The sequence below is a fragment of the Aurantimonas coralicida DSM 14790 genome (genome assembly GCF_000421645.1).
GTDB classification, from domain to species: Bacteria; Pseudomonadota; Alphaproteobacteria; order Rhizobiales; family Rhizobiaceae; genus Aurantimonas; species Aurantimonas coralicida.
In genome coordinates, this window is record NZ_ATXK01000002.1 from 661,067 (window position 1) to 680,067 (window position 19,001).

At 68.0% G+C, this 19,001-nt stretch carries 19 protein-coding genes; 12 read left to right on the plus strand and 7 right to left on the minus strand.

Going from position 1 to position 19,001, the window contains the following annotated elements:
- The first annotated feature begins 15 nt into the window (after positions 1-15).
- On the plus strand, positions 16-705 hold the full coding sequence (locus H536_RS0107775; RefSeq protein WP_024349927.1) for a GntR family transcriptional regulator: 690 nt from the start codon (positions 16-18) through the stop codon (positions 703-705).
- Positions 706-738: 33 nt separating this feature from the next.
- On the opposite strand, the gene H536_RS0107780 is transcribed toward H536_RS0107775, so the two are convergent.
- Genes H536_RS0107780 through H536_RS0107790 form a run of 3 tightly spaced genes read right to left on the minus strand, consistent with a single transcriptional unit; the run spans position 739 to position 3,724 of the window.
- Positions 739-2,271, minus strand: coding sequence for a tripartite tricarboxylate transporter permease (locus H536_RS0107780; protein WP_024349928.1), 1,533 nt, complete (start codon positions 2,269-2,271; stop codon positions 739-741).
- A 30-nt stretch (positions 2,272-2,301) separates the two neighbouring features.
- Complete coding sequence (locus H536_RS0107785; protein ID WP_024349929.1) at positions 2,302-2,763, minus strand: tripartite tricarboxylate transporter TctB family protein; 462 nt, start codon at positions 2,761-2,763, stop codon at positions 2,302-2,304.
- Positions 2,750-3,724, minus strand: coding sequence for a Bug family tripartite tricarboxylate transporter substrate binding protein (locus H536_RS0107790; protein ID WP_024349930.1), 975 nt, complete (start codon positions 3,722-3,724; stop codon positions 2,750-2,752). The genes H536_RS0107785 and H536_RS0107790 overlap by 14 nt, the downstream gene beginning before the upstream one ends.
- Positions 3,725-4,000: 276 nt before the next feature.
- Between H536_RS0107790 and H536_RS0107795 the strand changes: the two genes are divergently transcribed.
- Positions 4,001-5,257 carry a CaiB/BaiF CoA transferase family protein gene (locus tag H536_RS0107795; RefSeq protein ID WP_244495382.1) on the plus strand — a complete coding sequence of 419 codons (1,257 nt, stop codon included), beginning with the start codon at positions 4,001-4,003 and terminating at the stop codon, positions 5,255-5,257.
- A 77-nt stretch (positions 5,258-5,334) separates the two neighbouring features.
- Positions 5,335-6,345 (plus strand): aldo/keto reductase, encoded by a 1,011-nt coding sequence (locus H536_RS0107800; RefSeq protein WP_024349932.1) that lies wholly within the window; start codon positions 5,335-5,337, stop codon positions 6,343-6,345.
- A 151-nt stretch (positions 6,346-6,496) separates the two neighbouring features.
- Here H536_RS0107800 and H536_RS0107805 read toward each other — a convergent pair whose 3' ends face one another.
- Entirely contained in the window at positions 6,497-6,712 is a 216-nt protein-coding gene (locus H536_RS0107805; protein ID WP_024349933.1) for a hypothetical protein, read from the minus strand.
- 301 nt (positions 6,713-7,013) lie between these two features.
- On the opposite strand from H536_RS0107805, the gene H536_RS0107810 reads away from it, so the two are divergent.
- Genes H536_RS0107810 through mmsB form a run of 3 tightly spaced genes read left to right on the plus strand, consistent with a single transcriptional unit; the run spans position 7,014 to position 10,092 of the window.
- The gene (locus H536_RS0107810; RefSeq protein WP_024349934.1) at positions 7,014-8,156 is read left to right on the plus strand and encodes an acyl-CoA dehydrogenase family protein; all 1,143 of its coding nucleotides are present in this window, start codon (positions 7,014-7,016) and stop codon (positions 8,154-8,156) included.
- Positions 8,153-9,235, plus strand: a complete 1,083-nt coding sequence (locus H536_RS0107815; RefSeq protein ID WP_024349935.1) for an enoyl-CoA hydratase/isomerase family protein — start codon at positions 8,153-8,155, stop codon at positions 9,233-9,235. Before H536_RS0107810 ends, H536_RS0107815 begins: the two co-directional genes overlap by 4 nt.
- The gene (mmsB, locus tag H536_RS0107820) at positions 9,232-10,092 is read left to right on the plus strand and encodes a 3-hydroxyisobutyrate dehydrogenase (protein ID WP_024349936.1); all 861 of its coding nucleotides are present in this window, start codon (positions 9,232-9,234) and stop codon (positions 10,090-10,092) included. Before H536_RS0107815 ends, mmsB begins: the two co-directional genes overlap by 4 nt.
- Positions 10,093-10,152: 60 nt before the next feature.
- On the opposite strand, the gene H536_RS0107825 is transcribed toward mmsB, so the two are convergent.
- Positions 10,153-12,648, minus strand: a complete 2,496-nt coding sequence (locus H536_RS0107825; RefSeq protein ID WP_024349937.1) for a heavy metal translocating P-type ATPase — start codon at positions 12,646-12,648, stop codon at positions 10,153-10,155.
- 367 nt (positions 12,649-13,015) lie between these two features.
- Here H536_RS0107825 and H536_RS0107830 point away from each other — a divergent pair, with 367 nt between their 5' ends.
- The 6 genes from H536_RS0107830 (at position 13,016) to H536_RS0107855 (ending at position 16,875) form a co-directional block, all read left to right on the plus strand.
- The gene (locus H536_RS0107830) at positions 13,016-14,065 is read left to right on the plus strand and encodes a TerC/Alx family metal homeostasis membrane protein (RefSeq protein ID WP_228240104.1); all 1,050 of its coding nucleotides are present in this window, start codon (positions 13,016-13,018) and stop codon (positions 14,063-14,065) included.
- 42 nt (positions 14,066-14,107) lie between these two features.
- Positions 14,108-14,500: an AtpZ/AtpI family protein gene (locus tag H536_RS0107835; RefSeq protein WP_024349939.1), complete on the plus strand. Its 393-nt coding sequence runs from the start codon at positions 14,108-14,110 to the stop codon at positions 14,498-14,500.
- Between the two features lie 139 nt (positions 14,501-14,639).
- The gene (locus tag H536_RS0107840; RefSeq protein WP_024349940.1) at positions 14,640-15,398 is read left to right on the plus strand and encodes a F0F1 ATP synthase subunit A; all 759 of its coding nucleotides are present in this window, start codon (positions 14,640-14,642) and stop codon (positions 15,396-15,398) included.
- An 81-nt stretch (positions 15,399-15,479) separates the two neighbouring features.
- Complete coding sequence (locus H536_RS0107845) at positions 15,480-15,707, plus strand: F0F1 ATP synthase subunit C (protein WP_024349941.1); 228 nt, start codon at positions 15,480-15,482, stop codon at positions 15,705-15,707.
- Between the two features lie 75 nt (positions 15,708-15,782).
- Positions 15,783-16,385 (plus strand): F0F1 ATP synthase subunit B, encoded by a 603-nt coding sequence (locus H536_RS0107850; protein WP_024349942.1) that lies wholly within the window; start codon positions 15,783-15,785, stop codon positions 16,383-16,385.
- A 10-nt stretch (positions 16,386-16,395) separates the two neighbouring features.
- Complete coding sequence (locus H536_RS0107855; RefSeq protein WP_009210663.1) at positions 16,396-16,875, plus strand: F0F1 ATP synthase subunit B; 480 nt, start codon at positions 16,396-16,398, stop codon at positions 16,873-16,875.
- A 119-nt stretch (positions 16,876-16,994) separates the two neighbouring features.
- On the opposite strand, the gene H536_RS0107860 is transcribed toward H536_RS0107855, so the two are convergent.
- Together H536_RS0107860 and H536_RS0107865 are read right to left on the minus strand one after the other, a co-directional pair.
- On the minus strand, positions 16,995-17,702 hold the full coding sequence (locus H536_RS0107860; protein ID WP_244495383.1) for a ribonuclease HII: 708 nt from the start codon (positions 17,700-17,702) through the stop codon (positions 16,995-16,997).
- A 95-nt stretch (positions 17,703-17,797) separates the two neighbouring features.
- Entirely contained in the window at positions 17,798-18,955 is a 1,158-nt protein-coding gene (locus H536_RS0107865) for a PA0069 family radical SAM protein (protein WP_024349944.1), read from the minus strand.
- Positions 18,956-19,001 lie beyond the last annotated feature (46 nt).

Here is a 19,001-nt window from a genome sequence, read left to right on the forward strand (position 1 = left end):
GACGGGACACGACGCATGAGCCTTGCCGATACCGATTTCGACGCGCCGCTCTCGCGCCCCGCGCTGGCCGTGGAACTGACCGACCGGATGCGCCGGATGATCATGGAGGGCGAACTCCAGGCCGGCGAGAAGGTGCCCGAAAAGGCGCTGACCGAACGCTTCGGCGTCTCCCGCACGCCGGTGCGCGAGGCCCTGAAGGTGCTCGCCCACGAAGGCTTCGTGCAACTGGTGCCGAACCGTGGGGCCATCGTCTCGGGCGAGACGATGAACGAACTGACCGAGCTGTTTCCGCTGGTCGCGGCGCTGGAGGGCCTGGCCGGCGAACTGGCGGCCGAGCGCGCCTCCGAGGCCGAGATCGCGGCGATCGCCGATCTCACCCGCCGGCTCGGCGCCGCCTACGAGGCGCGGGACCGGCCGGCCTATTTCGAGATCAACCAGGCGATCCACAGCGCCATCCTGGCCGCGGCGGCCAATCCGACGCTCTCCCAGCACCATGCCATGGTGGCGCGTCGGGTCTACCGGGCGCGCTACCAGGCCAATCTGACGCCGGAGCGCTGGCTGACCGCGACCCGCGAGCACGAGGGCATCCAGGCGGCGCTGGAGGCGCGCGACGGCCCGCTGCTGGGCAGCCTGATGAAGGCGCATCTGACCCATAAGCTGCAATCGCTGCTCGCCCATGCCGAGGCCGAGGCGGCCGCCGGCTAGGACGTCGTCACCGCCACGCGGCAGGCCTGCCGGTCAGTCGCCCACGTAATCGGCGTCGGCTGCGGGCTGCGCGGCCGGCCGGCGCGGCTTGCGCATGGCCAGCACCACCGCGATGAGCAGGAAGCAGCCGGTGATCGTGTAGAGCCCGATCGAGATCCAGCTCGACACGAGGATGCCGGCATCGCCGCCGGAGATCGCCAGCGCGCGACGCAGCATGCTTTCCATCTCGCCGCCGAGCAGCAGGCCGAGCACGACCGGCACCACCGAAATCTCCAGCTTGCGCAGCACGAAGCCGAGCACGCCGAAGCCGACCATGACCTGCAGGTCGAAGGTGGAATGGCTGATCGAATAGATGCCGACGAAGGAGATCATCACCACGAAGGGCATCAGCGCCCACATCGGGATGGAGAGCATCCGGGTGAACAGGCCGACCAGCGGCAGGTTGAGGATCAGGAGGAAGACGTTGGCCATGAACAGCGCCGCGATCAGCCCCCAGACGATGTCCGGCTGGTTCTGGAACAGCAGCGGCCCGGGCGTGATGTTCAGCGAGATGAGCAGCGCCAGGAGCACCGCCGTCGTGCCCGAGCCCGGCACGCCGAGCGCCAGCATCGGCACCAGCGCGCCGCCGGCCGCGGCATTGTTGCCGGCCTCAGGCGCCGCGACGCCGCGGGGATCGCCCTTGCCGAAGGTGTCGTTGTTGTTCGAATAGCGCTTTTCCAGCGTGTAGGCGATGAACGAGCCGAGCGACGCCCCGGCGCCGGGCAGGATGCCGGAGATGAAGCCGAGGCCGGAGCCGCGGAACATCGCCCCCAGCGACTTGCGGATATCGGGCCAGCGGGCGAAGGCGCGGTTGACCGGCACCGCGCCGGAATGGCCGCCGATCCCGTGTTCCAGAAGGATCAGCGCTTCGGAGATGGCGAACAGACCGACGATGGCCACGATGGCGTGGAAGCCGTCATAGAGATGGAAGCTGCCGAAGGTGTAGCGCGGCACGGCGCTTTGCGGATCGATCCCGACCGTGCCCAGGGCGAGGCCGATGCCGGCCGCCAAGAGCGTCTTGGCCGGATTGGCGCCGGTGATGCCGCCGATCGTCGCGAAGGCCATGACATAGAGCGCGAAATACTCGGCCGGGCCGAAGCGGATGGCGAACTGCACCAGCAGCGGGGCGAACAGCACCAGGCCGATGGTCGCGGTCACGGCGCCGACGAAGGACGCGATGCCTGAGATCGCCAGCGCCTCGGGCGCCTTGCCCTGCTGGGCCATCGGATAGCCGTCGAGGCAGGTCATCATCGCCGGCTCGTCGCCGGGAATGTTGAGCATGATCGACGAGATGCGGCCGCCATACATGCAGCCGTAATAGACGCAGGCGAGCAGGATCAGCGCCGAGCCCGCGGGCAGCTGCAGCGAGAAGGCCAGCGGGATGAGGATCGCCACGCCGTTGACCGGGCCGAGGCCGGGCAGCGCGCCGATGATCGTGCCGATGAAGCAGCCGAACAGCGCCAGCCCGATATTGGTCGGGGTCAGGGCGGTGGCGAAACCGTCGGCGAGAAAACCAAGAATTTCCACGTGATCTCCTTGGCACCGGCCAGGCGGTGACTAACCGAAGAGCGGTCCTGTCGGCAGGGGCAGGCCGAAAACGCCGTCGAAGAGGAAGAACAGCCCGAAACCGATCACCAGTCCGGTGATGACGGATTGCAGCCAGCTGGCACCGAGGATGCGGGCCAAAAGAAGCGCCGCAACGCTCGTCGACAGCGGAAAGCCCGCCGGTTCGAGAATGATCGGATAGACGATGAGGACCGCCAGCATGGCGATCTGGCCCCAGACATGCGGCCAGCGGAACCAGACCGGATCGGGATCCGGCTTGACGATCAGGAAGGCCGCGAACAGCCCAAGCGGCACCGCGACCATGCGCGGAAACAGGCTCGGGCCGGCCGGATCGCCGTAGGCGACGCTGTAGCCGCCGGCGGCGATCCAGTACCAGATCGCGAGGGCGAGCAGAATCGCCCCCGCGATACGGTCACTGAGACGCAGGCTCGGGGTCGGTCTAGTTGATGACACCGATGGCCTTCGAAATCTCGGCTGCCTTCTTCTCGGACTCGCGGACGAAGGTGTTGAACTCCTCGCCGCCGCGCCAGATCGGCGTCAGGCCGGATTCGGTCGCGGCCGTCTGCCAGCTTTCCGAATCGTAGAGCGCGTTCATCTTCTCGACCCAGAAATCATAGGCGTCGTCGGGGACTTCGCCGCCCATGTAGAAGCCGCGCCAGTTGTAGCCGACCGCGTCGACGCCCTGCTCCTTGGCGGTGGCGATGTCCGGATAGGCCGGCAGCCGCTCGTCGGACATGACCGCGAGAGCCTTGGCGTCGCCGGACTGGATGAAGCCGCCGATCTCGCCGATGTCGGTGAGGACGACGTCGATATGGCCGCCGAGGAGCTGGGTGACGGCGTCACCGCCGCCGGAGAACTCGACCCAGCGGATGTCCTTCAGCTGGTCGGTCGGAACGCCGGCTTCCTGCGCGAGGATCAGGAACCGCAGATGGTCCCAGCCGCCGATCGAGGAGGAGCCGCCGACCACGACGCCGGCCGGGTCTTCCTTGACCGCGGCGAGAACGGCGTCGAGCGAGTCGTATTCGGAGTCCTTGTTGACCAGCATCGTGCCGACATCGGCACCAAGCATGCCCAGCCAGCGCATCTGGTCGATGCCGGCCGGATACTTGCCCTGGGCGATCTGGGTGATGCCGACGGTCGAGGTCGCGACGATCAGATTGGGGTCGTCATTGCGCTTGGACGCGACATTGGCGAAGGCTACCGCGCCGACGGCGCCCGGCATGTCGGTCACCTGGACGGCGCCCGGAACGAGACCCTCGTCCTGCAGGATGCGGCCGACGGTGCGGCAGGTGAAGTCCCAGCCGCCACCCGGATTGGCCGGTGCGATGCATTCGACATTCGACGGCTCGAATGCGGCAGCGGGCATGGCGATCGCCGCCACGGCCGCGGCCATCAACAAACGTTTCAGAAACATGACTTCCCTCCCTCAGGCGGCAGTTCTTGCGTCCCCGCCATTGTGTCGGCCGTGGGAGATCGTGCCGACAGCGGCATTCTCCCGTGTGCCTTCCCTAGTGGATGACACCGAAGCATTCCGGCGGTCAAGGCTGGTGCGATGCTCTCTTGTGCTGCAACGCGGAAGAAAGTCGTGCTGCGATGCAGCATGGGATTTCGAAATTTACTTTCGGCGGGCCCGTCGCGTATGGGAACCGTAATGCCAGCGAAACAATGGGAGGGGGGCGATGGCCGACGCATGCGACGTGCTGCCGATGCCAATGCGCGCGGGACGCCGGATCGCCATCGCCACGGCGAGGCGTTGACCCGTATGGACCAGCCGCTCGCCGGTATCCGCGTCGTCGACCTGACGCGCATCCTGTCCGGCCCGTTCTGCTCGATGCTGCTCGGCGACCTCGGCGCCGACGTCATCAAGGTCGAGGCGCCGGGGCAGGGTGACCATGTCCGCGGCCTCGGGGCGATCGTCGACGGCATGTCCTGGTACTTTGCCGGCTTCAACCGCAACAAGCGCTCCCTGACGCTCGACCTGAAGAGCGACGCCGGCAAGGCGGTGCTGCGCCGGCTTCTCGCCGACGCCGACGTGCTGGTGGAAAACTACCGGCCCGGCGTCCTGGCCGCGATGGGCTTCGACCGGGAGACCCTCGACGCCATCAACCCGCGGCTCGTCGTCGGCTCGGTCAATGGCTACGGCTCCACCGGCCCCTATCGCGACCGCCCGGCCTTCGACTTCATCACCCAGGCGATGTCGGGCTTCATGTCGGTGAACGGCTCGCAGGAAAGCGGGCCGATGCGCGCCGCGCCGCCGCTGACCGACCTGATCGCCGGGCTCTACACGGCCTTCGCCATCGTCGCGGCGCTGCGCGTACGCGATCGCGACGGCGAGGGGCAGGCGGTCGAGGCCTCGATGATGGGCGGCATGATGTCGATGCTGGCCTATCTCTCGGCGGCGCAACTGGCGACCGGCAAGACGCCGCCGGCGACCGGCAACGACCATCCCATCGCCTCGCCCTACGGGCTGTTCCGCGCCGCCGACGGCCATGTCGCCGTGGCGCCCTCGACCGCCCCGACCCTGCGCCGTTTTCTGGAGGCGATCGGGCTGATCGGCCTTCTCGACGAGCCGCGCTTCGCCAGCAATGCCGACCGCGTGGCGAACCGCGCGGCGCTGAACGCCCTGATCGACGACGCCATGTGCCACGAGCCCCAGGATGTCTGGATCGAGAGGCTCAACGCGGCGGGCGTGCCCTGCGGCCGGGTCCAGACCCTCGGCGAGGTATTCGCGGACCCGCAGGTCGCCGCGCAGGAGATGGTTCTGGACGTTCCCCATCCCGGCCACGGCACCGTGCGGATGACCGGCTTCCCGATGAAATTCGCCAAGACGCCCTCGCAGCTGCGCCATCCGGCGCCCGATCTCGGGCAGGACACCGAGGCGGTGCTGGCGGAAGCCGGCTATGATGCCGCCGACATCGCGCAATTGCGGGCGGACGGCGTCGTCTGAACGCCGGCTGCCGAGGCGGTCGTTCGTCGCCGGCCGGCGCACGCTCGCCTGATCGAACAACTCTGGAGGACCATGCCATGACGACGATCCCGACGATTCCCCTGTTCAGCGGCGGACCGGAGGTGGCGCGCCTCTGCCTCGGCACCATGATGTTCGCCGACCGGACCGACGAGGCCGAGGCGGCGCGCATGCTCGACCGCTATTTCGAGGCCGGCGGCAATTTCATCGACACCGCCGATTCCTATACCGGCGGCAAGTCCGAGGCGATGCTGGGGCGGCTCCTGAAGGAGCGCCGTGCCGATTGCGTGCTGGCGACCAAGGTCGGCAACCCGGTCACCGATGTCGAGGGATCGGGCGGCCTGTCGCCCGGATGGATCGCCCGGGCCGCGGAGATGTCGCGCGAGCGGCTGCAGACCGAGACGATCGACCTCTACTATCTGCATCTCGACGACGAGACGACGCCGCTGGACGAGGTGATCGGTGCGCTGGGCGAGCTGATCGCCAAGGGCACCATCCGCCACTGGGGCTTTTCCAATTTCCGCGGCTGGAAGATCGCCGACATGGTCCGCATTGCCGACAGGCTGGGCGTGGCGCGGCCGGTCGTGGCGCAGCCCTACTATCACATGCTCAACCGCACGTCGGAGACCGACTATCTGCCCGCCTGCCACCATTTCGGCATCGGGGTCGTGCCCTATTCGCCGCTCGGTCGCGGCATCCTGACCGGCAAGTATCGCGGCGGCGTGCCGGACGATTCCCGCGCCGCGCGCGGCGACAAGCGCATGCTGGAGGCGGAGTTCCTGCCCGGCACGATCGAGGCGGCCAACAAGGCGGCCGACTATGCCGAGCAATCCGGCCGCGATCCGGGCGCCATGGCGCTGAACTGGCTCCTGGCGAATGCCGCCGTCTCCAGCATCCTGATGGGGCCGCGCAGCCTCGCGCAACTCGACGGTTATCTCGGCGTGGTGGGCGCCCGCTACGACGCGGAGGACGAGGCGTTTCTCAGCGGGCTCTGTGCGTCGGGCCATACGCCCGTCGTCGGCCACAGCGATCCACGCTATCCGTATCGCGGCCGCGTGCTGCGCTTCTAGCGGCGAGGCTGTCGGCGGCTGGTGCCCTGCCGGGCATCGCCGCTGTCACCCTGCGCCGGGCACGGCAGTCCGGCGGGCCAGTTGATGGCAACGGGAGCGCGGACGGGACAGGACGCGGCGAGGCCGCGATCGATGCGGGGAGAGGGAGGGGTCAGGCGGCCTGCTGGCTCTGCCGGCCGCCGCGGCGTGGTGGCTGCCATGCCGCCAGACCCGTCGCGATCGCCGCACAGGCAAGGCCGACGGTGCCCGGCGCCCCCTCACGTTCGAAAGCGGCGATCTGTTCGGCGGGAAGGCCGAGGCGTGTCGCGGCATCGTCGTGGGAGAACCACATATGGTCCAGCCACGCACCAAATTCGTGGGCGGTCATCCGAGTTACCTCCGACTGGGATAGTTCTATTTGGCCCACGAAGATCGACCGGAGTCAATTCCATCAGCGCCATTCTTATAGTTCATAAGCGGCAGTTATTTGTTTCAGATGACAGAATCGTTGCTATACGCAACCATCGACTGACCGGCGCGGTCGCATGCGCCAGCCGGCACGCCGCGCCGCGACGCCAGCCGGCCATTTCGGCGCTTGATGCGCGTCGGGCAGGCTTCTAGACCGGTTGGGGAGGAGTCCGCCGCAAGGCGGCCGATGGCCACGGGCCGGGATTTCGGGAGGAATCGTCTTGGATTTTGCGCTCACCGACGAGCAGAGCCAGATCTTCACCATGGCGCGGGATTTCGCCACCGAGAAGATGGCGCCCCATGCCGCCCGCTGGGAAGACGAGAAGGCGCTGCCGCGCGAGGTACTGACCGAACTGGCCGGGCTCGGCATGGCGGCGATCTATGTGCGCGACGACTACGGCTCCGGCCTGTCGCGGCTCGACGCGGCGCTGATCTTCGAGGCCCTGTCCTATGGCGACCCGTCGGTGTCGGCCTTCCTGTCGATCCACAACATGGTCGCCTGGATGATCGACAGCTTCGGCAGCGAGGAGCAGCGGGCCGAATGGCTGCCCAAGCTCGCGTCGATGGAGAAGGTCGCGAGCTACTGCCTGACCGAGCCGGGCTCGGGCTCCGACGCCGCCGCACTGCGCACCAGCGCGAAGCCGGACGGCAATGGCTACGTCCTCAACGGCACCAAGAGCTTCATTTCCGGCGCCGGTTTCTCGGACCTCTATGTCGTGATGGCACGGACCGGCGACGCGGGGCCGAAGGGCATTTCCGCCATTCTCGTCGAGAACGGCACCGAGGGCCTGTCCTTCGGCGCGCTGGAGAAGAAGATGGGCTGGGTCGCCCAGCCGACCGCCGAGGTGCGCCTCGACGGCTGCAGCGTGCCCGGCGGCAATCTTCTCGGCGAGGAAGGCAAGGGCTTTGCCTATGCCATGATGGGCCTCGATGGCGGCCGGTTGAACATCTCGGCCTGCGCGCTGGGCGCGGCCCAGGCGGCGCTCGACAAGTCGGTCGCCTACATGCAGGACCGCCAGGCCTTCGGGAAGAGCCTCACCGAATTCCAGGCGCTGCAGTTCCGGCTGGCCGACATGGAAACCGAGCTGCAGGCGGCGCGCATCTTCTTGCGCCAGGCGGCGTGGAAGCTCGACACCAAGGCACCCGACGCGACCAAGCATTGCGCCATGGCCAAGCGCTTCGTCACCGACACCAGCTTCAACGTCGCCAACATGGCCCTGCAACTGCATGGCGGCTACGGCTACCTCGCCGATTACGGCATCGAAAAGATCGTGCGCGATCTCCGGGTCCACCAGATCCTGGAAGGCACCAACGAGATCATGCGGATGATCACCGCACGCGCACTCCTGGCGGAGCATTCATGAGCATCGAGACCAACGCAGCCAATGACGACGTCCTGATACGCGCCGAGGGGCGGGCGGGGCGCATCACCCTCAACCGGCCGAAATCCCTGAACGCCCTGTCCCATGCCATGTCGCTGGCGATCGAGGCGGCGATGGATAGCTGGGCCACGGACCCGGCCATCGACCTCGTGATCATGGACGCGGCCGGCGACCGGGCCTTCTGCGCCGGCGGCGACATCCAGAAGATCTATCACGACAGCCGCGCCGGGGACCTGTCGGCGGCCCGCCGTTTCTGGGCCGAGGAATACCGGCTGAACGCGAAGATCGCCCGCTATCCCAAGCCCGTGGTCGCGCTGATGGACGGCATCGTCATGGGCGGCGGCGTCGGCCTCGGCGGCCATACCAGCCACCGCGTCGTCACCGAGCGCTCGATGGTCGCCATGCCCGAATGCGCCATCGGCCTCGTGCCCGATGTCGGGGCGACGCTGATCCTCGCCAACGCACCCGGCCGGCTCGGCGAATATCTGGCGCTGACCGGTTTCCGCATGGGGCCGGGCGAGGCGATCGCCGCCGGCTTTGCCGACACCTGCGTCCGCTCCGACGATCTCGCCGGGCTGACCGCGGCGCTGGTCGAGAGCGGCGATCCGCAGATGATCGCGCGCTTTGCCGACGCGCCGCCGCCCTCGACGCTGGCCGAACAGACCGAGGCGATCGACGCGGCATTTTCGGGCGTCGACGCGGCCGACATCCTGCAGCGCCTCGCCCTCGACGGCGGGGAATGGGCGCAGCGCACGGCCGCGCTGATCCGCAAGGGCTCGCCGATCTCGGTCGGCGCGACGCTGGAGCTGGTGCGGGCGTCGCGGGCCGAGCCGACCATCGAGGCGGCGTTGCGCAACGAATACCGCTTCACCTACCGCTCGATCGACGAGGGCGAATTGCTGGAGGGCATTCGCGCCGCGGTGATCGACAAGGACCGCACGCCGAAATGGTCGCCGGCGCGGATCGAGGACCTGCCGCGGGAGCGGGTCGCCGCGATGCTGGCGCCGCTGGGCGAACACGAACTGACATTCGACCAACAGGCAGGGGAGGAACGGCCATGAAGATCGGTTTCGTCGGTCTCGGCAATATGGGCGCGCCGATGGCGGCCAATCTGGCGAAGGCCGGCCATGCGGTGAGCGGCTACGACGCGGCCGGCGTGACCGCCGAGGGTGTCGCCCCCGCCGCAACGCTCGCCGAGGCCGTGACGGGCATGGAGGCGGTGATCACCATGCTGCCGAATGGCGACATCGTGCGCGCCGTCCATGGCGACATCGTGCGCCAGGCTGAAGCCGGGGCATTGCTCATCGACTGCTCGACGGTGGACGTGGACAGCGCCCGCGCCGCCCACGACATGGCCCGCGAGGCGGGGCTCTTGTCGCTGGACGCGCCGGTCTCCGGCGGCACCGGCGGCGCGGCGGCCGGCACGCTGACCTTCATGGTCGGCGGCAGCGACGAAGCCTTCGCCAAGGGCAAGCCGCTCTTCGACATCATGGGCCAGAAGGCGGTGCATTGCGGCGAGGCCGGTGCCGGCCAGGCGGCGAAGATCTGCAACAACATGATCCTCGGCATCTCGATGATCGGCGTCTGCGAGGCGTTTCACCTTGCCGACAAGCTCGGCCTCGACCGCCAGGCGATGTTCGACGTGGCCTCGACCTCGTCGGGCTCCTGCTGGTCGATCAACACCTATTGCCCGGCACCGGGCATCGGTCCGAAGAGCCCCGCCGACAACGACTACAAGCCGGGCTTTGCTGCCGATCTGATGCTGAAGGACCTCAACCTCTCGCAGACCGCCGCGGAGACCGCCGGCGCGACCACCGAACTCGGCCGCCACGCCCGCGACATCTACGCGGCTTTCGTGGAGTCCGGCGGCAAGGGCCGTGACTTCTCGGCGATCCTCGACAAGCTGGCGAAGCAGTAGCGCCGTAGCGCGGCAGGCCCGTCGCTCAGGCCTGCCGCGCGCTTTGACCTCAGGCCGGCGTCACAGCTTGAGCGTGCGCAGCCTCAGCGCGTTGCCGATCACCGAGACCGACGAGAGGCTCATCGCCGCCGCCGCGAGCATCGGCGAGAGCAGGAGGCCGAAGACCGGATAGAGGACGCCGGCCGCGACCGGCACGCCGACGGTGTTGTAGACGAAGGCGAAGAACAGGTTCTGCTTGATGTTGCGGATCGTGGCGCGGGCGAGGTGCCGCGCCCGCACGATGCCGTTGAGATCGCCCTTCACCAGCGTCATGCCGGCGCTTTCCACGGCGACGTCCGCGCCGGTGCCCATGGCGATGCCGACATCGGCCGCCGCCAGCGCCGGCGCGTCGTTGACGCCGTCGCCGGCGACGGCGACCTTGGCACCGCCATTGCGCAGCTCCTCCACCAGCGCCTGCTTGTCCTGCGGCGACAGGCCGGCCCGCACCTCGTCGATGCCGAGCGCCGATGCGACGGCCTTGGTCGTGCGCTCGTTGTCGCCAGTCGCCATGACGATCCGCATGCCGCTCTCGTGCAGGGCGCAGATGGCAGCCTCCGTCGTCGGCTTGATCGGGTCGGAGACCGCGATGAGCCCCGCCGCCCGGCCGTCGATGGCGACGAACATCACCGTCTTGCCGTCCGTCTCCAGGGTCCGCGCGTCGGCGTCGAGGGCGCCCGCATCGATGCCCTCGGCGGCGAGCATCGCCCGGTTGCCGAGAACGACGGCCGAACCACGCACCTCGCCCCGCACGCCCTTGCCGGTGACCGCGTCGAAGCCGGTGGCCTCCGAAAGCTCCGCGCCGCGTTCCTGCGCCCCGGCGACGATCGCCTCGGCCAGCGGATGTTCCGAGCCGCGCTCGAGACTGGCGGCGGCCGAGAGAAATGCCGTCTCGTCGCCCTCGAGCACGACCACGTCGGTCAGTTGCGGCCGGCCCTCGGTCAGCGTGCCGGTCTTGTCGACCACCAGCGTATCGACCTTGGCGAAGCGCTCCAGCGCCTCGGCATCCTTGATCAGGACGCCGGCCGAGGCGCCGCGCCCGGTGGCCGTCATGATCGACATGGGCGTCGCGAGCCCCAGTGCGCAGGGGCAGGCGATGATCAGCACCGAGACGGCGGCGACCAGCCCGTGCACCATGGCCGGCTGCGGCCCGACCAGCGCCCAGACGACGAAGGCGACGATCGCCGACAGCACCACGGCCGGGACGAAGTAGCCCGCGACCCGGTCGGCCAGCCCCTGGATCGGGGCGCGCGAACGCTGCGCCTTGGCGACCATTTCGACGATCCGCGACAGGGTGGTGTCGGCGCCGACCGCCTCGGCCTCCATGACGAAGCCGCCATTGCGGTTGAGCGTGCCGCCGGTGACCGTGTCGCCGGGGTTCTTTTCGACCGGCACCGGCTCGCCGGTGATCATGGATTCGTCCACCGAGGAGCGGCCCTCGACCAGCGTGCCGTCCACCGGCACGCTCTCGCCCGGCCGCACCCGCAGGCGGTCGCCGGACGCCAGGGCATCGAGCGGCACGTCTTCCTCGGTTCCGTCGGCCTTGATGCGGCGGGCGGTCTTCGGCGCCAGATCCATCAGCGCGCGGATCGCCGAGCCGGTGCGCTCGCGCGCCTTCAGCTCCAGCACCTGGCCGACGAAGATCAGCGCGACGATCACCGCCGAGGCCTCGAAATAGACCGGCACGACGCCGTCCTGGCGGAAGGATGCAGGGAACAGGCTGGGCAGGAGGGTGGCCACCACGCTGTAGCCATAGGCCGCACCGACGCCGATGGCGATCAGCGTCCACATGTTGGGCGAGCGATTGACGATCGACGCCCAGCCCCGCTTGAAGAAGGGCAGGGCCGCCCACAGCACCACCGGCGTCGCCAGCGCGAATTCCAGCCAGACCGCCAGCTCCTCGCCGATCCAGTCGCGGATCGGCAGACCGACCATCGGGCCCATCGAGATGATGAACAGCGGGATGGTGCAGAGCGCGCTGACCCAGAGCCGGCGGGTGAAGTCGATCAGTTCCGGATTGGGGCCTTCCTCGCCGGTCGGCACGCCCATCGGCTCCAGCGCCATGCCGCATTTCGGGCAGTCGCCGGGATGGTCCTGGACGATCTCCGGATGCATGGGGCAGGTGTACTGCGTGCCTTCCGGCATAGGTTCGGGGGCCGGGCGGTCGCCGAGAAAGGCGTCGGGATCGGCCTCGAAACGCGTCTTGCAGCCGGCCGAGCAGAAATAGAACCGCTCGCCGCCATGCTTGGCCATGTAGCGGGCATTGATGCGTTCGATGCTCATGCCGCAGACCGGGTCCGTCGCCGTCAGGTAGTCCTGCGGCGCGGCGACGAATCGGTCGTGGCACCCCTGCGAGCAGAAATGCACCGTGCGGCCGTCATGCTCTGCCTTCGGCTTGCCGGCCTCGGGATCGACCAGCATGCCGCAGACCGGATCGCGGGTGACGGCCCCGCCGTCGTCGTGATGGCTGTGACCGTGATCGTGGTGCGGGTGATGACAGGCGGTGCTTGTCTCGGACATGGGAGCGCTCGCTGCGAAAGGATGACCGCCCGCAGGCGGATTGGTCGCAAGATGGAGATTCCAGCCACTGGAAGGTCAAGGGCGGCGGGCGACCGATCGAAGCCGCGTTCCGTCGCCAGCGTCGGCGCCTCCCGACCCCCATGGGTGCGGGGCCGCCTGTTCCTGCACGCGATATTTCTGCGCGACGGTCTTTGAACGGCGCGGCGGCTTACCCACCTAGCGGCGACGCACGGTGCTCGCCGCGCGAGCGGTGACGCATGTCTGCCGCCCGCCGCAACGCCACCGGCAGCTTGCCCACGCCGGCGGACGACGTTGGCGAAAGACAATTCGAGACCGGGACACCCGACGCCCGGATAGGAACATTCTGGTGGATTCGACTGCGATTGGCGGCATGGTGGCCGAGGAAATACCGTTCTGGATCTGGGCGGCGACGATCGGCGGCATCGCCGGCCTGTTCATCTTCGATTTCCTCTCCCACGTCCGCAAGGCGCACGAGCCGAGCTTCAAGGAAGCGGCGGCCTGGTCGGTCTTCTACATCGTGCTGGCGATCCTCTTCGGCTTCGGCGTCTGGTATTTCTGGGACAAGACCCACGGGGTCGAGTTCTTCGCCGGCTTCATCACCGAGAAGAGCCTGTCGGTCGACAATCTCTTCGTCTTCGTCATCATCATGAAGAGCTTTGCGGTGCCGCGGGTGCACCAGCAGAAGGCGCTGCTGATCGGCATCGTGCTGGCGCTGATCATGCGCGGCATCTTCATCGCCGTCGGCGCGGCCGCGATCGAGCGCTTCTCCTGGGTGTTCTACCTGTTCGGCGCCTTCCTCCTGTGGACGGCGTACAAGCTGGCGGTGGAGAGCTTCTCCCACAGCCACAGCACCGACGAGGAATACGAGCCCAACGCGGTGGTGAAGTGGTTCCAGCGTAATGTGCGCACGACCACGGAGTTCGCCGGCGGCGCGCTGACGATTCGCCGCGACGGCCTGCGCTATTTCACCCCGATGTTCGTCGTCATCGTCGCCCTCGGCATGACCGACCTGCTCTTCGCCCTCGATTCGATCCCGGCGATCTACGGCCTGACCGACGCGCCCTACATCGTCTTCACGGCCAATGCCTTCGCGCTGCTGGGGCTGCTGCAACTCTATTTCCTGCTGGGCGGACTGCTGGACCGGCTCGTCTATCTCGGCTTCGGCCTGGCGCTCGTCCTCGGTTTCATCGGCGCCAAGCTCATCGTCCATGCGATGGAGGCCAATACGCTGGGCTTCATCAATGACGGCCAGCCCATCGAGGGCCTGCCGCATATCTCGACCAGCTTCTCGCTGGCGGTCATCGTCGGGATTCTCGTGGTCACGACCGTGGCCAGCCTGATACGCTCGGGCATGGTCGCCAACCGGGCGGCCGACCGGCCGGGCGAGGAGCATTGAGCTTGCCCGTCCGCCGCGGCTCGAACAGGGGAACGGCGTCCGATGGATGATCCGAAACACGGCGAGGCCACCGAGCCGGCCGACGCGGCGCGGCCTGCGGTCGCAGCCGGTCCCGGCGCGGCCGATCTCGACGCCCGCAGCGCGGCGCTGGCCCGGCGTCTTGCCGAGCAGCGCCAGCGCATGCCGCAGCTGCGCGACGAGCCTGCCGACCGCACCAGCGGCATGCAGGGCGTCGCCCAGGGGCTCAAGATCGCCAGCGAGTTCGTCGCCGGCATCCTCGTGGGCGTCGGCATCGGCTATCTGATCGACCAGCTGGCCGGCACGACGCCCTTCGGCCTGATCGTCTTCCTGATGATCGGATTCGCCGCCGGCGTGCTCAATGTGATCCGTGGCGTTTCGGGCACAACCCCGCCCCATGGCCGCGGCCCGGCCTGAACCGGCCCCTTCGCGCTCGTTCCGCGTGCGTTTGCAGTGGTCAATCTGACAACGGGGTGTTGCGAAGCGCAGTCCGGGACGCTATGGGCAGGACGGCCCGCGCCAGGGCCTGCCACGAGATGACGAAGGACCAGTGAGTTTGGCGACGAACCCGACAGATCCAATCCACCAGTTCCAGATTTCCAACATCGTTCCGATCGAGATCGGCGGGTTGGACTTCTCGTTCACGAACTCCGCCCTGTTCATGGTGGTGACGGTCGCTGTGGCGACCGCCTTCCTGTACTATTCGACCCGCGGGCGCGGCCTCGTGCCGAGCCGCATGCAGTCGGTGAGCGAGCTCTCCTACGAGTTCGTCGCCAACATGCTGCGCGACGCGGCAGGCTCCGGCGGCATGCGGTTCTTCCCGTTCGTCTTCTCGCTGTTCATGTTCATCCTGGTCGCCAACCTTCTTGGCATGGTCCCGTATTTCTTCACGGTGACCAGCCACCTGATCGTGACCTTCGCGCTGGCCCTCCTGGTGATGGGCGTCGTGGTGGTCTACGGCCTGATGAAGCACGGCCTGCACTTCTTCAAACTCTTCGTGCCCGAGGGCGTGCCGGCCGCCGTGCTGCCGCTCGTCGTGGTGATCGAGGTGGTTTCGTTCCTGTCGCGGCCGGTGTCGCTCTCGGTTCGTCTCTTCGCCAACATGCTGGCGGGCCACATCACGCTGAAGGTCTTCGCCGGCTTCGTGGTGTCGCTGAGCGCCTTCGGTGCGCTCGGGATTGCCGGTGCGATCCTTCCGCTGCTCATGACCGTCGCTTTGACGGCACTCGAATTCCTGGTCGCCGCACTGCAGGCCTACGTCTTTGCGGTTCTGACCTGCATGTATCTCAACGACGCGATCCATCCAGGCCACTAAGACAAGTTCCAGGATACAACGGGGCGGCGTGGAAGCCGCCGCAACCACCCGCAATCGAACAGTTTCAAAAGGAGTTTCGACATGGAAGCGGAAGCAGCAAAGTTCATCGGTGCCGGCCTCGCCTGTTTCGGTATGGGCATGACCGCCCTCGGTCTGGGCAACATGTTCGCGAACTACCTCGCCGGCGCGCTGCGCAACCCGTCGGCTGCCGACGGCCAGTTCGGCCGCCTGATCTTCGGCTTCGCCGTCACGGAAGCCCTGGGCATCTTCTCGCTGCTCATCGCCCTGCTGCTGCTCTTCGCCGTCTAATCGGCGTCCAGCGCAGGTAAGAAGACCGGCCGGCGGCAGCTTCTGTCGCCGGTCCCCCTATGCCGGGAGCCCTCGATGTTCGTCACCCAAGCCTTCGCACAGGCCGATTCGCTCGATGCCGTGGAATTGCCGCCTGCGAGCGACACCGCCGAGATGCATGGCGAAACGATCCATGTAGAAGGCGAGCATGGCGGCTTCCCGCCTTTCAATGCCGAATATTTCCCGTCGCAGATCCTCTGGCTCGCGATCACCTTCGGAATCTTCTACCTGGTTCTGAAGAAGGTGATCCTGCCGCGGATCGCCGGAACGCTCGAAAACCGCCGCGACCGGATCGCCCTCGATCTGGAAGCCGCCGAGCGGATGAAGTCCGATTCGGACGAGGCCAAGGCAGCCTACGAGCAGGAGCTCGCCGAGGCCCGCGACCGCGCCCACAAGATCGGCCACGACGCCCGTGAAGCAGCGCGCAGCGACGCCGAAGCCGAGCGCCAGCGCCTCGACGCAGAGCTCGACGAGAAGCTGGAAGCCGCGCAGCTGCGCATCGCCGCCGTCCGCGACGAGGCGATGAAGGATGTCGGCCAGATCGCCGAGACCACCGCCGACGCCATTCTGCGCGACGTCATTCGCCTGGAGGTCTCCCGCGAGGAGGTCGCCAGCGCCGTGACCGCTGTTCGCAGCTGAGGAGCCGACCATGGACAACTCATTCTGGGCCTTTGCCGCCCTCATCATCTTCCTGGCCATCGTCTGGTATCTGAAGGCGCCGGCCAAGGTCGGTTCCACGCTCGACCAGCGGGCCGACCGGATCCGCAACGAGATCGAGGAAGCGCGCGAGCTGAAGGAAGAGGCCAAGCAGCAGCTGGCCGAGTATCAGCGCCGCCGTCAGGAGGCCGAGGAGGAGGCGAAGGAGATCGTCGCCGCCGCCAAGCGCGAGGCCGAGTTGATGCTCGCCGATACGCGTCGCAAGAACGAGGAATATGTCGAGCGTCGCACGGCCATGGCCGAGACAAAGATCTCGCAGGCCGAGACCGACGCCATCGCCGAAGTCCGCGCGACGGCGATCGACGTGGCGGTGGCCGCCGCGGCCAAGATCATCTCCGACCGCAATTCGGGCGGCAATGCCGGCCAGTTCACCGAATCCTCCATCGCCGAGGTTCGCAGCCGGCTCAACTGAGCCCGGCGGCGGTCCCGATCCGGGGCCAGTATCGCGACGTGACGTTCAAAGGGCTGCCATCGGCGGCCCTTTTTCGTTGTGCGGGCATGGAAGGCTGAGCGGAGCGGGCGGCGTCCGGCCTATTCGGCGGCGTCGAGCAGGTCGCGGCGCAGCGGGCTGAAGCTCATCCGATGGATCGGCGTCGGGCCGAGCCGGGCGATGGCGCCGAGATGCTCGGGCGTGCCGTAGCCCATATGGCGGGAAAAGCCGTAACCCTCATAGGCCCGGCAGGCCCGCGCCATGATCCGGTCGCGCGTCACCTTGGCAACGATCGAGGCGGCCGCGATGCTGAGGCTGAGGGCGTCGCCGGAGATGACCGCCGTGCCGGCGCAGCGCAGGGCGGGCGGCACGTCGCGCCCGTCGACGAGGACATGGCAGGGGGCTTGCGGCAAGGCATGCAGCGCCCGCCGCATGGCGAGGAGGGTGGCGCCGCGGATGTTGAAGCGGTCGATCTCGTCGGCGCTGGCCGAGGCGATCCCGATCCAGCCCTTGGCGACGATCTCGGCGAACAGCCGCTCGCGGTCCTCGGCGGTCAGCTTCTTGGAATCGTTCAGCCCGTCGGGAAAGTCGCGGGTGGGAAAGATCACCGCGGCCGTGACCACTGGCCCGGCCAACGGCCCGCGCCCGGCCTCGTCGATCCCGGCGACGAAGCGCTTGCCGTCGGCCAGAAGCCCGGCCTCGCGCGAGAAGTCGGGCCCGGCCGCGACGGCGGGGCGGCGCGCGGATTTCTTTGCGCGAACGGGAGAATCGGAGGAACGGCGAGCCATGTTGCGGCGAGACTCGCGCATTCTCCGATTCTCCACAAGCCTCGCCGTGTTCGGGGTGGCAAACCGGCGAGACCATCCGGCCGAGGGGGAGGCCGGACGATGGGGTATCCCTGGCGTCAGAGCAGGGCGAGCTGGACGCCTGCGCCGCGCGGCGGGGTGAACAGATCGCAGCGCAACTGCGTGCGGCTCTCGTTCAGGCCGAGCCGGCGCGCCGCCATCTCGAAGCGCCGGCGGATCTGGAAGGCATAGGGCCCGGTGCCGCGCATCCGCTTGCCCCATTCGGCGTCGTAATCCTTGCCGTCGCGCATCGAGCGCAGCAGCGACAGGACATGCCGGTAGCGGTTCGGGTAGTGGCGCAGCAGCCAGTCCTTGAACAGCGGCGAGACTTCCAGCGGCATGCGCAGGAGGACGTAGCCGACCTCCCTTGCGCCGGCGGTCTGCGCTGCTTCCAGGAGCCGCTCGATCTCCGAATCGGTGAGGCCGGGAATGATCGGCGCGGTCATCACCATGGTCGGCACGCCGGCCTCGCTGAGCGCCTTGACCGCCTCCAGCCGCTTGGTCGGGGTCGCCGCCCGCGGCTCCATCGCCCGCGCCAGCGTCCGGTCGAGGGTGGTCACCGACAGCGCCACCTTGGCCAGCCCCTTGGCGGCCATGCGCGACAGGATGTCGATGTCGCGCAGGACCAGCGCTGACTTGGTGACGATGCCGACCGGATGGTTGGCGGCCTCCAGCACCTCGAGGATCTCGCGCATCACCCGCCAGCTCTTCTCGATCGGCTGGTAGGGATCGGTGTTGGTGCCGATGGCGATCGACTTCACCTGATAGCCGGGCTTGGACAATTCGCGTTCCAGGAGCTCGGCGGCATTCGGCTTGGCGAACAGCTTGGATTCGAAATCGAGGCCGGCGGACAGCCCCATATAGGCGTGGGACGGCCGCGCGAAGCAGTAGACGCAGCCATGCTCGCAGCCGCGATACGGATTGATCGAGCGATCGAAGGAGATGTCCGGCGAGGTGTTGCGGCTGATGATGGTCTTGGGCTTTTCGACCTGCACGTCTGTCTTGAAGGCCGGCAGCTCGTCCAGCGTGTTCCAGCCATCGTCGACGGCCTGCCGCTTGAACGGTTCGAAGCGCCCGCTCGGGTTGAGCCCGGCGCCGCGACCGCGCCGCCGCTCGAAGCCGATGCGCAGTCCGGCCTCGCCGATGATGTGGTTGGCGATATCGACGCCGTCCGGCGCGGAGAAGGCGGCCTGATCGGCCTTGGCGATGTCCTGCATGACGTTGCTCTCCCCATGTTCCGGCTGCGTTCTGTGACTGACGTCC